This is a genomic window from Enterococcus sp. DIV0236 (genome assembly GCF_050558525.1).
Lineage (GTDB): Bacteria > Bacillota > Bacilli > Lactobacillales > Enterococcaceae > Enterococcus > Enterococcus faecalis.
On record NZ_CP187891.1, the window covers coordinates 300,888 to 314,324 of the forward strand.

Annotated in this window: 12 protein-coding genes and 1 other annotated feature; of the genes, 9 read left to right on the forward strand and 3 right to left on the reverse strand. The window is 38.8% G+C overall.

The window, feature by feature from the left end; genetic code table 11:
* The first annotated feature begins 36 nt into the window (after window positions 1-36).
* Window positions 37-212, forward strand: a binding site (T-box leader).
* An 89-nt stretch (window positions 213-301) separates the two neighbouring features.
* From nhaC to IGK27_RS01530, 3 genes are all read left to right on the forward strand, one after another.
* Complete coding sequence (nhaC, locus tag IGK27_RS01520; protein WP_051587277.1) at window positions 302-1,747, forward strand: Na+/H+ antiporter NhaC; 1,446 nt, start codon at window positions 302-304, stop codon at window positions 1,745-1,747.
* A gap of 151 nt (window positions 1,748-1,898) precedes the next feature.
* Complete coding sequence (locus IGK27_RS01525; RefSeq protein WP_002362972.1) at window positions 1,899-2,333, forward strand: MarR family winged helix-turn-helix transcriptional regulator; 435 nt, start codon at window positions 1,899-1,901, stop codon at window positions 2,331-2,333.
* Window positions 2,334-2,337: 4 nt separating this feature from the next.
* Window positions 2,338-2,973, forward strand: a complete 636-nt coding sequence (locus IGK27_RS01530; protein WP_002358386.1) for a nitroreductase family protein — start codon at window positions 2,338-2,340, stop codon at window positions 2,971-2,973.
* A gap of 42 nt (window positions 2,974-3,015) precedes the next feature.
* Here IGK27_RS01530 and IGK27_RS01535 read toward each other — a convergent pair whose 3' ends face one another.
* Window positions 3,016-3,849: a Cof-type HAD-IIB family hydrolase gene (locus tag IGK27_RS01535; protein ID WP_002358387.1), complete on the reverse strand. Its 834-nt coding sequence runs from the start codon at window positions 3,847-3,849 to the stop codon at window positions 3,016-3,018.
* A gap of 183 nt (window positions 3,850-4,032) precedes the next feature.
* On the opposite strand from IGK27_RS01535, the gene IGK27_RS01540 reads away from it, so the two are divergent.
* The 3 genes from IGK27_RS01540 to IGK27_RS01550 are packed head-to-tail and all read left to right on the forward strand — an operon-like array spanning window position 4,033 to window position 8,250.
* Complete coding sequence (locus IGK27_RS01540; protein WP_033626493.1) at window positions 4,033-5,781, forward strand: PTS transporter subunit EIIC; 1,749 nt, start codon at window positions 4,033-4,035, stop codon at window positions 5,779-5,781.
* Window positions 5,772-7,805, forward strand: coding sequence for a BglG family transcription antiterminator (locus IGK27_RS01545; protein WP_016626080.1), 2,034 nt, complete (start codon window positions 5,772-5,774; stop codon window positions 7,803-7,805). The genes IGK27_RS01540 and IGK27_RS01545 overlap by 10 nt, the downstream gene beginning before the upstream one ends.
* Window positions 7,806-7,815: 10 nt before the next feature.
* On the forward strand, window positions 7,816-8,250 hold the full coding sequence (locus IGK27_RS01550) for a PTS sugar transporter subunit IIA (protein ID WP_002358391.1): 435 nt from the start codon (window positions 7,816-7,818) through the stop codon (window positions 8,248-8,250).
* Between the two features lie 255 nt (window positions 8,251-8,505).
* Here IGK27_RS01550 and IGK27_RS01555 read toward each other — a convergent pair whose 3' ends face one another.
* The gene (locus IGK27_RS01555; protein ID WP_122975133.1) at window positions 8,506-8,601 is read right to left on the reverse strand and encodes a type I toxin-antitoxin system Fst family toxin; all 96 of its coding nucleotides are present in this window, start codon (window positions 8,599-8,601) and stop codon (window positions 8,506-8,508) included.
* Window positions 8,602-8,846: 245 nt separating this feature from the next.
* Here IGK27_RS01555 and IGK27_RS01560 point away from each other — a divergent pair, with 245 nt between their 5' ends.
* From IGK27_RS01560 to IGK27_RS01570, 3 genes are read left to right on the forward strand one after another with little or no spacing between them, the layout of a single operon-like run.
* A complete protein-coding gene (locus IGK27_RS01560; protein WP_033626492.1) occupies window positions 8,847-10,619 on the forward strand; it encodes a PTS mannitol-specific transporter subunit IIBC in 1,773 nt (590 codons plus the stop codon).
* Between the two features lie 14 nt (window positions 10,620-10,633).
* Entirely contained in the window at window positions 10,634-11,071 is a 438-nt protein-coding gene (locus IGK27_RS01565) for a PTS sugar transporter subunit IIA (protein WP_002355279.1), read from the forward strand.
* 14 nt (window positions 11,072-11,085) lie between these two features.
* Window positions 11,086-12,240, forward strand: coding sequence for a mannitol-1-phosphate 5-dehydrogenase (locus tag IGK27_RS01570; protein ID WP_033626491.1), 1,155 nt, complete (start codon window positions 11,086-11,088; stop codon window positions 12,238-12,240).
* A 66-nt stretch (window positions 12,241-12,306) separates the two neighbouring features.
* On the opposite strand, the gene IGK27_RS01575 is transcribed toward IGK27_RS01570, so the two are convergent.
* Entirely contained in the window at window positions 12,307-13,422 is a 1,116-nt protein-coding gene (locus IGK27_RS01575) for an NAD(P)/FAD-dependent oxidoreductase (RefSeq protein ID WP_033626490.1), read from the reverse strand.
* Window positions 13,423-13,437: the final 15 nt, after the last annotated feature.

Here is a 13,437-nt window from a genome sequence, read left to right on the forward strand (position 1 = left end):
TTGACAAGTCGGTTTCTTCTTGGTATATTGAGATTCATAAATTATTAGCCCAGTAGGAAATAGATGTTTTGTTCAGAAAGTCGATGGTTGCTGCGAATCGATCAAGTCTATTTGTGAATTACACTAATAAGTAGTAACAATTACATAATACATAAGCGAGAAGCAAGTAAGCTTCTAATTAAGGTGGTACCGCGGAGAGATTCGTCCTTATTCTTTAAGGATGAATCTCTCTTTTTATGTAGCTTTAGGAGGCGTTTTCAATGAGTTGTGGAGGGGTTATTCGTTATCATAAGATCCTTTAATGTCAGAGTATTCAGAAAAAAGATTAGAGGAGAGTAACGAAATGAAAGAAAAACAGAAAAAGAAGACCGTGAGTGTTCGAGAAGCAAGTATCGTGTTATTAATTATTGTGGCAGCTATTGCAACAGGAGTAATTGGCTTAAAGATATCGCCAAATATTACTATTTTGTTTGTGATTGCATTGATTTTAGGCTACGCAATGTTTCGTAAAGTACCATTTGATCAAATGCATAAAGGGATTGTTGATGGCTTGAAGCCAGGGATTATTCCAATTTTTATTTTCATTTTAGTGGGGGCATTGATTGCCGTTTGGATTCAAGCAGGAATTATTCCAACGATTATGGTTTTTGGTTTTAAAATGATTAGTGTTAAATGGTTTGTGCCGTCAGTTTTTATTGTCTGTGCGATTGTCGGCAGTGCAGTAGGTAGTGCTTTTACAGTGATGTCAACAATTGGAATTGCCTTTTTCGGTATTGGCAGTACCTTAGGGTTAAATCCTGCTTTAGTTGTGGGGGCGATTGTTTCTGGTTCAGTTTTTGGTGATAAAATGTCGCCTTTATCAGAATCAACAAACTTAGCCGCAGCGATTGTTGAAGCGGATTTATTTAAACATATAAAAAACTTGATGTGGTCGACTGTACCAGCATTTATCGTCTCTTTAATCTTGTTTATGATTTTAGGACAAACGTACGCGAATACAAGTCTGACAGAAGTAGTTCAAGTTATTCAAGTATTGGAAGACCACTTTACCATTTCAATTTGGTCATTGTTACCATTAGCCTTAATGTTAATCTGTGCCTGGCGCAAAATTCCAGCGATTATCACGATTTTGTTGAACATTATTGTGGCAGTAATTATGATTATTATTCAAAATCCGAAAGTATCGTTGCAAGCATTAGGAAACACGTTGGAAAATGGGTTTGTTTCTCAAACGGGGAACGAACAAATTGATCAATTATTAAGTCGTGGCGGGATTATGAGTATGATGCCGACTGTTGCACTTATTATTCTAACGTTGTCTCTAGGTGGCTTATTAATGGAATTAGGATTGATTTCTGCGGTCATGGAAGTTGTTTCGCAGAAAATGAGCAGTACACCGAAATTGATTTTATCAACGTTATTAACAGGAATTGGCGTAAATATTTTTATTGGTGAACAATTCCTATCGGTTATTTTACCAGGGAATGCCTTTAAAGAAGTTTACAAAAAAGAAGGCTTGGATCCGACTGTTTTAGGCAGAACCTTGGAGGATGGTGGGACGGTTATTAACTACCTCATTCCTTGGGGGATTGCAGGTAGCTTCGTAGCGGGGACCTTTGGCGTACCAACGTTGACTTACTTACCATTTGTTTTCTTTAGCTTATTATCGCCTGTCTTCTCAATGGTCAGTGCATTTACTGGTTTAGGAATTAAGCGGTTATCAGCAGAACCTGTTACCGAAAAATAGATTGATTAAAATAGAACAGTTGATGGGGAATACTGTAGTTTCTCCCTGTCAATTGTTCTATTTTTCTTGTAAAAAAGGTTGCATTTTTAGAAAGAAACAGTTATAGTTGACTAGTCAATTGTTGACGAGTCATCTTTTTAAGGAGGAAACTATGTCGTTATCATTACGGGAAGTCAGCCAATTATTATGTCAGTTAAAGGTATTAGATCAAAAAATTACCAAAGTTTTTGAAGAGCAAGTTGGCTTGAGTTTGACTCGTTATGAGTTGCTGATGATTTTAAAAGAACGTCAGCCGTGTCTTCAAACGGAGATTCAAGAACACTTAAAAATCGATAGTGGTGCGGTCACTCGCCATTTGAAAATTTTAGAAGAGAAACAGTATGTGACACGACAGCGAAATCCAGAAAATAATCGGGAAGTGCTAGTGCATTTAACAGAAAAAGCACAACAAGAACTACAGCAATGTACAGCCAAGCAACAAACGGTAACAGAAATTATTCCCAGTACATTTACAAAGGACGACTGTCGCCAGTTAAAAGAACTTTTGACAAAACTAGATCAAAGCATTACAACGAAAGAGGTATGATAGAATGACAACATATACAACGAATGATTTTTCAGAGATTGTTTTTGGCCGCAAATCGGTTCGGGTGTACGATGAAACCCATAAAATTTCTCATGAAGAAATGTTAACAATGATTCAAGAAGCGACCACTGCCCCTTCTTCTGTTAACATGCAGCCATGGCGTTTTGTCGTAGTGGAAAGTGAAGCAGGCAAAGAAAAATTAAAACCCTTAATTCGCTTTAATACGCGTCAAAATGAAACATCTTCTGCAATGCTCTTAATTTTTGGTGATCTAAACTGCCATGAGCGAGGAGAGGAAATTTACAATCAAGCCTATGCTAGTGGTAAAATGCCTAAGGAAGTGCGGGACCAACAATTAGCAGCCATTATTCCCCATTATGAAAGTTTAAGTAGAGAACAAATGAATGACATCGTAAAAATTGATGCGAGTTTAGCAGCTATGCAATTTATGTTAGTGGCCCGAGCTCACGGATATGAAACAAATCCAATCGGTGGTTTTGAAGCGGAAAAATTAGCCGAAACATTTGGTTTAGATCAAGAGCGCTATGTCCCAGTAATGATTTTATCTGTGGGTAAGGGCATGGAAACTGGTTATGAATCTGTTCGTTTAGCACCAGAAAAAATCACGACATTTGAATAGGCAATAAAAAATGACGGCGTACGCTTGCATCAACCAACGATCTTAAAGAAAGTTGGCTAATGCAACAGCGATGCCGTCATTGTCGTTGGATAAAGTGACTTCCGTTGCGATGCTTTTAAGCTCGTCAACGGCGTTTTCCATAGCAATCCCCGTGCCGGCCCATTCCAACATTGTATAATCGTTGTGACCATCACCAAAAGCAATTACTTCTTCAGCAGTTATGCCTAACTGTAGGGTTAGTTTTTCTAAAGAACGCGCTTTATCAATATTTTTAGCGGTAAATTCAAAATAGAAAGGAGCGGAAAAAGCAGCGGTGACGGTTTCTTTGAAAGGCGCGTAGATGGCCTCATGATATTTTTGTAAATAGGCGGGTTCACCAGCAATTAAAATTTTGTTCAAGGGAAAGTTTAGTCTGGCGGCTAAATCACGCCACTCACATAATTGAAAGTTGCCGCCCCGTGATTCATATTCAATAATATTAAAATCACCAGTCTCTAAATGTAAGGTGTTATGAAAAACATCATTGACATACATAAATGTTTCATCATTAATCATTGGAATTACGTCAAATTGTTTCAAATGTTCTAAAATTTGTTGACTCAATGATTTTGAAATTGTCTGGTTAAATAGTTGTTGCTGACTGCCATGATGGGTGACACAAGCGCCGTTATAGGAAAGTAAGTGTCCATTATAATGAGCCATCTCCAATTCATCTGCTAAGGGCCGCATACCGTTAGTCGGGCGGCCAGAAGCCAAAATCAGTGAGAGGCCTTGTTTTTGTGCAGCTACTAATGCTTGTCGCGTTTTTGGTGAAATCTTTTTTTCTGAAGTTAACAAGGTACCATCAATATCCATTACAATTGCTTTGATTGCCATAATTGGCCTCCAATCCGAAGAGTTTCTTTCTTTTAGTATAAAAGTTTTTTCTATTAATGTAAACGGATTCTCTTGTGAGGTGTATAAAAGAATTATTTTACAAAAATCTATACTATTTTTTTGTGAAATTTCATATAATAGAAGTATTCTAATTATCTACATAGAGAGCGAGGGACAAGGAATATGAAGGAAAAAGAAATGCATTCGCTCTTTTTTAAACATAAGTTTGTGAAAGTAACTCCCTATTTACGTCGTTTTGGTCATCGTTTGAGTGGGATGATTATGCCAAATTTGAGTATTTTTATTGCGTGGAGCTTATTGTCTTTGGTGGCTGGCTATACGACCGGGAATCTACGGCTAGCTCTTTCTGAAGTCGAAACGATAATGATTCGAGTTGTTTTACCGATTCTAATTGGTTTTACAGGCGGAAAAATGTTCGAGGAACAACGTGGCGGCGTCGTTGCTGCTATTGCGACAGTGGGCGTGATTGTTTCCACAGATGTTCCACAGTTGTTTGGTGCTATGTTTATTGGTCCTTTAGCAGGATATACTTTCGCCAAAATTGAACAAATTCTCTTACCGAAAGTTAAAGAAGGCTATGAGATGCTGACTAAAAACTTTTTAGCAGGAATTGTGGGAGGACTGCTTTGCTGTTTTGGTATTCTGGTTGTAGCTCCTGCTGTTGAAAGTGCTAGTTTTTGGCTGTATCAATTTTCTTCTTGGTTAATTGAAGCCAATCTTTTACCATTGGTTCACGTTTTCTTAGAGCCCTTAAAAGTGTTATTTTTTAATAATGCGATTAACCATGGCTTATTAACGCCTCTAGGTTTAGAAGGTGCTAGTCAAACAGGTCAGTCCATTTTATTTCTATTGGAAACAAATCCTGGACCAGGCGTGGGCGTTTTGGTTGCTTTTCTGCTGTTTGGGCCTGTAGGACAACGAAAAACAGCAGGAGGTGCCACCATGATTCAACTGATTGGGGGCATTCATGAAATTTATTTTCCGTTTGTTTTGATGGACCCGCGCTTATTTTTAGCAGTAATTGCTGGAGGAATGAGTGGTACGCTTGTTTTTCAAATATTTAATGTGGGTCTAAGTGCTCCAGCTTCGCCAGGTTCATTGGTTGCGATTTTAGCCAATGCCCCGACTGAGGCGAGGCTGGTGGTTTTTAGCGGAATTTTTGTTAGCTTTCTGTGCTCTTTTGCAATAGCAAGCTTGTTATTAAAACGTCAACGAGGAATTGAACCAGTTTCAATGATAAAGATGAAGGAGAAGGAGGAAGACCAAGTGGAAACAGTCACACCTAACTATCAGCAAATTTTATTTGTTTGTGATGCAGGAATGGGCTCAAGTGCCATGGGGGCTAGTTTGCTGAGCCGACAATTAAAAGCTGTGGACTTGGAGATACCTGTGACTTACCAGTCCGTTCATCAGATGAAGTGGCAGCCTAAGACATTAGTGGTCATTCAAGCAGAATTGAAACAGTTAGCACAAAAGTACGTCCCAGAAAAGGATATGGTGAGTGTTCAAAATTTTTTAGAAATTAAATCCTATTACCCGCAAGTTTTAGCCAAACTGACTGCTTCTTCTCAAGAGCAATCTTCACTTGGTTCAGAGTCTACTGAAACGAACCCGACAAAACAAAGACAGAAGTTTGTTTTTTTATATGCCGAGAATGTTCGAGGATCGCAAACAATGGGAATGGAATTATTGCGGCAACAAGCGGCGAAACAAGGAGTCGCGATTGAAGTATCTAAAGAACCACTGGAAACAGTCTTTTTTACCAAGGAGACAACCTACGTAGTGACTCGTGAACTGGCGCAAGCCTATCATTTAGATCTAACGCAACAAAATTTATACGTAGTTACTAGTTTTTTGAATAAGAAAGAGTATCAAGAATGGCTGGAAGGAGGAGCTGATAGATGTTTTTAACGACAAGAGAAACTGTTCTATTAACGGAATTAGTGAATAGTCCTACCCCCGTTTCAGTAAACCGCATGATGAATTTGTTAAAGGTTAGCCGCCGGACGGTATATCGTGAATTAGAAAATTTAGAAACCTCGCTAGCATCGATGGGCGCAACGTTGGAAAAAGTAGCTCGTGGGCGTTTTTCGATTCAAGCAGATGAAGCAGCGATGACGGAAATTCAGGCTGCTATTTTAGGAGAAGAGACACAGGAACTTTCTACTTTGGCGCGGCAACATGCGATTTTATTGACATTACTTCAAACAAAAGAGCCAGTCTCTATGCATTATTTTCTGGAAACGTATTGTATTAGTAATACGACTTTTTATGCCGATATTAAACAATTAGAAACACGGATTGCTCGGATTCCGTTGACGATTTCTCGGAATCAAGGCTATGAAGTGACTGGTTCTGAAAAATATCGCCGTCTTCTAATGGCGAATATTCTAAGTATGGAAATTAATGAGTACCAATTTTTTCATTTTACCGAATTAACAACAAGCGACCATTTTTTCTTTCAGTTTATTCATGCAGAACATTTAGCATTTGCACAAAAAATTGTTCAGCCAGAAGTAGAAACTTTATTTCCAGCATTAAGTGATCGCAAATTACAACATTTGATTTTAATGTTAACAATTGCGATGGATCGGGTCACTGCAGGTTTTTATTTAGCTGATGAGACCTATACTGGGCAGATGAATAAGGCCTTTCTAAATTGTTCTAAACGACTTTTTTCAAAAGTTGCTGCTGAAACGAAACAACTATACGCTGTCAGTGAGATTGTTTTTTTTGCTAGCTTATTAAGTGATTTTTCTAATTCTTTTGATGAAGATTTTTTTGATGAACATTTTGACACTCAGCTGGCTTATGCAGTGAAACAACTGATTGAAGCAGTAAGTCAAGAAACGGAAGTTAATTTTTTCGAAGATACCAATTTGTATAAAATGTTGTTGACGCATTTATCAGGTGTTTTTTCTCGGGCGGTTTTACAAGAAGAAGATTTAACGAATCCCATTTTAGAACGGATTATGAATCAATATCAAGAAATAGCTGCGGCTTTACGCCAAGCGTTGCCGCAAATTTTTCCGCAAAAGAATTTATCGGAAGAGGAAATTGCCTACATGGTACTTCATTTTGCCAATTCTTTAGAGCGGAGTCCCAAAATTATGGAAGTTGATATTGCTGGTTTTTCTCCTAGCGGTTTGGCTTCGACAAGTATGCTGGAAATGCGATTACGGCGCTACTTTCCTTTTATCAACCAGATTCATTTTTTTCGGATTGCGGATTTAGGTAAGGTGAATGTTGAGGAAAACTATGACTTAGTGATTTCCACTTCGTTATTACCAGGATACAATGGTAAATATAAATTGATCTCACCGTTACTTTTAGACGATGAAATCCGCCAATTGAAAGAAGAGTTTAAGCGGATTAGTCACGAAAAACGCTCGCTTAGGAAAGCGCCTGTGAAAAAAATAGGTGGCGAAGAAAGCTACGAAACAGTGGTCGCTTTCATGGAAGAAATTAGTAAACTATTAGAAACATTTTTCATAGCAGATTTAAATAATCAAGCGGATTTAGCAGAAACCGTTCAACAAGCTCTCGCGCAACTTTCCGCAGATTTAATCACCGATAGTGCAATCGTCTGTCAGCAATTGATGAAACGTTACGAGCAAGCGCCTATTGGGATTCCTCAGACGGAAATGGCCTTATTCCATACCTCAAGTACAGCAGTGACACAGCCTGTTTTTTGTATTTTTAATCTGGCCCAGCCACTTATGATTGAAGGGATGGATAAAAAGCCGATGCAGTTACAACGTATGTTACTCATGCTAGCGCCGATGCCGATTGATGAAACAATCGGGAAAATTTTAGGAAAAATCAGTGGTGCGATTATTATGAATGATTTAAATACAGAAATTTTTCATTCAGGAAATGAAGCCATTGTTTATCAGTTGCTTTCGTCATTATTAATTGAAGAAATGAAAGGCTAGGTGTTGAGAGATGTTTGAAATTACAGCGGAGCAAATAATGTTGAATCAATCGTATGCTAGTTGGGAGGAAGCACTTGCAGCTTCTGGTGAATTACTGCTAAAAAATCAGTTGGTCACGCCTGACTATGTCAAAGCAATGTATCAACGTCAACAAAAAGTCAGCGTGTATATCGGTAACTTCGTGGCATTGCCTCATGCGGAAGGACAAGATGAACAAGTTTTAAAAGAAGGGATTTGCTTTATTCAAGTGCCTGATGGGGTCAACTTTGGTACGGAAGCAGATCGAAAAATAGCTACTTTGTTATTTGTCGTTGCTCTAAAAAGTCAACGGCAACTAAGCATGCTTCAAGAATTAGCTTTTTTCTGTTCAGATCTCGAAAACATTCAGCGGCTCAGTGATTGTCGAACAATAGATGAAGCGCAAAAAATTCTGGCTCAAGCCTAAAGTTACGTCTGAAAAAATCAATTCAATTTGAAATGTTCAATAATTATTTAAATAATTTTATATTAAAAAATAAAATATTTTAATTTAAGAGATCAAACAAAAAAGATAAGAAGATTCCTTGACAAAAAATAGGCCCTATGATAAATTTAAGGTAACTTGTGACAAAGTCGTGCATGGATGCACTAAAAAGACACCCTATCAGTAGTAGGGTGTCTTTTTTTGCTGTTTAGACAGCAGCGGCTGGAAGCAACTTGTTTATTCCTCGTTCTGTTTTTCCAACCAAATGGTTACAAGTTTCAGGACAATCCCGACAAAAATCGGCACAAGAATTTTTGTGACAATGTCGTACATGTGATGCACCTCCTTTCGAGGCAAGTCGCCAATTTGAGTATAGCATAAAAAGTTGTTCATTTATTATTGAAATTATTAGAAATGGAACAAGCACGTGTTTTCTGGTTTTCGTAACTAGAGAACACGTGCTTTTTTCTTTCAACTTTTGGCAAAATGGTTTGTGCCAAAGTACGACTTTTTCCAGATTCGGAAAGCGGATACAATTTAGTCAACAAGAAAAGTTACTTGAGAGAAGGGGAATAAAAATGGAACAAGTACCAGAAAAAAATAAAGTATCAATTAAAGCAAAAGTCCAAAGACTTGGCAGTACCTTATCTAGCATGGTGATGCCCAATATCGGGGCGTTGATTGCGTGGGGCGTTTTGACAGCGCTATTTATCCCAGATGGATATCTGCCAAATAAAGCCTTTGCCACGATGGTTGGCCCAATGTTGACCTATTTAATTCCATTATTAATTGGCTACACTGGTGGGAAAGTAATTGCAGGTGATCGCGGTGCCGTAGTTGGCGCAATTGCGACAATGGGCGTGATTGTGGGAACCGATATTCCGATGATGCTAGGTGCCATGATTATGGGTCCACTTGGTGGCTTTACAATTAAGAAATTTGATCAGTATTTCCAACATCGGATTAAAGCTGGTTTTGAAATGTTAGTAAACAATTTTTCAGCTGGATTGATTGGTTTTGCATTAGCTTTACTTGGTTTTTCAGCGATTGGCCCAATTGTCGATGCGCTGACTGCTGCAATGGCACGTGGTGTGGAAATCATTTTAAATGCTCATTTGATTCCATTAACGAGTATTTTTATTGAACCGGCAAAAGTGCTCTTTTTAAACAATGCGATTAATCATGGCATTTTAACACCCCTAGGGACAGAACAAGTCTTATCGGCTGGCAAATCAATTCTTTTCCTATTAGAAGCAAACCCTGGTCCTGGGTTAGGTGTCTTATTAGCATTTATGTTTTTTGGAAAAGGTGCGGCAAAATCTTCTGCGCCGGGAGCAATAATTATTCATTTCCTTGGTGGTATCCACGAAATTTACTTCCCATATGTAATGATGAAACCGTTATTATTCTTATCGGTTATTGCAGGTGGTGCGACAGGTAGTTTGGTTTTCCAAACGTTAGATGCTGGTTTACGTGCGCCCGCTTCTCCAGGCTCCATTATAGCTATTTTAGCGATGACACCAATGGGTTCTTACTTACCAGTTATTTTAGGTGTTTTGGCAGCAACTGCTGTTTCCTTTGCAGTATCCGCAGTCATTTTAAAAGCAGATGCGAAAGAAGAAAGTGATGAATTTGCCCAAAAAGTGAAAGAAACCCAAGCTGCTAAAGCAGCATCAAAAGGATTAACTGTCACAAATGGTAGTGCTTCATTGTCAGGAATTCAACAAATTATTTTTGCTTGTGATGCTGGGATGGGCTCTAGTGCAATGGGTGCGTCTATCTTACGGAAAAAGGTCCAAGAGGCTGGTTTAGTACAAACTGTGACGAATCGGGCCATTAATAATTTGACCGATGAGGGAAATACATTGATTGTCACACAAGCGGAATTGCAAGAACGGGCCAAACAGAAAGCACCTAATGCAACCTTTGTAGCAGTTGAAAATTTCTTGAACTCACCACGTTATGATGAAATTGTGGCTGAACTATCAGGTACCAAAGAAAAAAACGACGCACAACCAACAGCCTCCAAAGCAACACCTGCTTCTGAAATTGAGGGAGATTTAGCAAATGTCAATGAGATTCTTTTGGTTCACGATGATCGTGTCGGGTCAGCAACGATGGGAATGAAAGTCTTAGAAGAAATTTTAGATAAAGAGAAAATTTCAATGCCGATTCGAAAAATTAATATTAATGAATTAACTCAACAAACACGGGCTTTAATTGTCACAAAAGCTGAACTAACGGAACAAGCCCGTAAAAAAGCACCGAAAGCGACACACTTATCAGTAAAAAGTATGGTTAATCCCCAAAAATATGAAACAGTGGTTTCGCTCTTAAAAGAAAGTGCCTAGAGAGGAAGAAAACAATGGAAAATCTTACGAATATTTCAATTGAATTAAATCAACAGTTTAATACAAAAGAAGAAGCTATTCGCTTTTGCGGCGAAAAACTAGTCGAGGCAGGCTGTGTTGAGCCCGCTTATATCGAAGCAATGATTGAAAGAGACCAATTGCTATCTGTTTATATGGGGAATTTTATTGCCATTCCTCATGGAACAGAAGAAGCCAAAAAATTAGTGAAAAAATCAGGAATCTGTGTAGTGCAAGTCCCAGAGGGCGTTAATTTTGGCACCGAAGAAGATGAAAAAATTGCTACCGTATTATTTGGGATTGCCGGAGTCGGTGAAGAACATTTGCAATTAGTCCAACAAATTGCACTTTATTGTAGTGATATGGATAACGTGGTGCAACTTGCCGATGCATTAAGTAAAGAAGAAATAACAGAAAATTTAGCCATTGCTTAAAGGAGAGAATAAGAATGAACGCAGTACATTTTGGAGCAGGAAATATTGGACGCGGCTTTATTGGCGAAATTTTAGCTAAAAACGGGTTTCATATTACGTTTGTGGATGTTAATGAAACCATCATTCAAGCGTTAAAAGAACGTAAAAGTTATACAATTGAATTGGCCGATGCCTCACATCAACAAATTAACGTTGAAAATGTGACCGGGTTAAATAACATGACAGAACCAGAAAAAGTAGTAGAAGCAATTGCGGACGCCGATTTAGTCACGACGGCAATTGGTCCTAATATTTTACCAAGAATTGCTGAATTAATTGCTCAAGGAATTGATGCACGTGCCGAAGCAAATTGTCAAAAGCCGCTGGATATTATCGCTTGTGAAAATATGATTGGTGGTTCAACCTTTTTAGCAGAAGAAGTGGCCAAATATTTGAAAAACCCAGCTTATGCTGAACAATGGATTGGTTTTCCTGATGCGGCGGTTGATCGGATTGTTCCATTACAAAAACATGAAGATCCACTTTTTGTTCAAGTTGAGCCTTTTTGTGAATGGGTCATTGATGATACCAACCGAAAAGCCAAAGAGATTCAGTTAGAAGGCGTTCATTACGTTGCTGATTTAGAGCCGTATATTGAACGAAAATTATTTAGTGTAAACACTGGCCATGCTACAGTTGCCTATACAGGGGCGTTGTTAGGCTATCAAACCATTGACGAAGCGATGCAGGACGCCTTAGTAGTAGCACAACTCAAATCAGTTTTGCAGGAAACCGGTAAACTTTTAGTGGCCAAATGGAATTTTGATGAACAAGAACATGCAGCCTATATTGAAAAAATTATTCAACGTTTCCAAAATAAATATATTTCAGATGCTATTACACGTGTAGCACGGACACCAATCAGAAAATTAGGTGCGCAAGAACGGTTTATTCGACCAATCCGTGAATTACAGGAACGCAATCTAGTGTCGCCGCATTTATTAGCAATGATTGGTATTGTTTTTAATTATCATGATCCAGAAGATGAACAAAGCCGTCAATTACAGGAAATGCTTGACCAAGAAAGCGTTGATACAGTGATCGCTGAAGTAACGGGCATTGAAGATCCAGAAACGGTTAAAAATATTAAACAAAACGTAGAACGCTATGCGCGACCACAAGTAGCATAATAACAAAATCCTTCTACCAAGATACTTCACATTTCTTAATTAAAGAAAAAAACAACCGCTCACTGATTAAAGTGAGGGGTTGTTTTTTACATAGTGACTAAGTGGTTTTTGATAAAGCTCTCCTTTGAAGGCACCTGTATTGAAGTATTCAGCTAATTGGTAACCAATGAATGGGCCAGTAGTGAGTCCTGATGAACCAAGTCCGCTAGCAACCACAAGGTGGGGCAGCTCTGGCAAAGGACCAAAAAACGGAGCGAAATCAGATGTATAAGCACGTGTACCAACGCGGTAATGCATGGGTTGCTTAAAAAGCTGCTCTGCTTCTTTTAGAAATGGCGCAGTCCCAGAAGTTAGTTGTTGAAAAGCGCTAACAGTCTCTTCTAAATCCCAGGCTTGTTCATTTTCGTGGGTGGCACCTAATAAAATTTTTCCTTGATTAAAAGGAATTAAATCGGCTTCGCCATCTAACATAGCAACAGGCCATTGCTGACTATTTGTAAAAGGGGTCTCGAAAACTAACAATTGTCCTTTTTGGGGACGAATGTCCACAGATAAATTTAAAGTAGCGAGTAATTCCTTTAAATGAGGACCAGGTGTTAAAGCGAGAAAATCAACGCTCTTTTTTTCTGAATTTGTGACAATTTCCCACCCTTGATTCAGTTGACGAAAGTGCGCCCGTTGTGAGCAAAAAGTGACCCCTTTAGCTTCGGCGCGTTTCTGAAGATGGTTTAGATAAGCTGGTCCATCTAGGCGACCGCCGCCAGAAATAAAAAGTGAGGGAGTTTCCTTAAGTAGCGGTAAGAACTTCGCTGTTTGAACCGCTGACAACATCGTGATTTCTCCAATTTCAGGTGCAGTTTGCTTACGCTCTTCTGCCAAATGGGCTAAGTCTGCCAAAGCAGCTGCCGGACGCAAAATGACTGTCCCTGATTGACGATAAATATCCTCCGTCAGCTGAAAATCTTTGACTAGCTTTGGAAATAGGGCAGCGCCCTCTCGCGCTAATTGGTACCATTTCTTATTCCGACGTTTGGATAGCCAAGGGGAAATAATCCCGGCGCTCGCTTTAGTCGCTTGGCCGAGCCCTTCATCATAAACGGTAATATCAAATTTTTGTGGATCTAAATAATTAGCTAACGTCATTCCGATAATGCCGCCGCCAATAATGGCAATTTTTTTCATGCTTCTTCTCTCCTT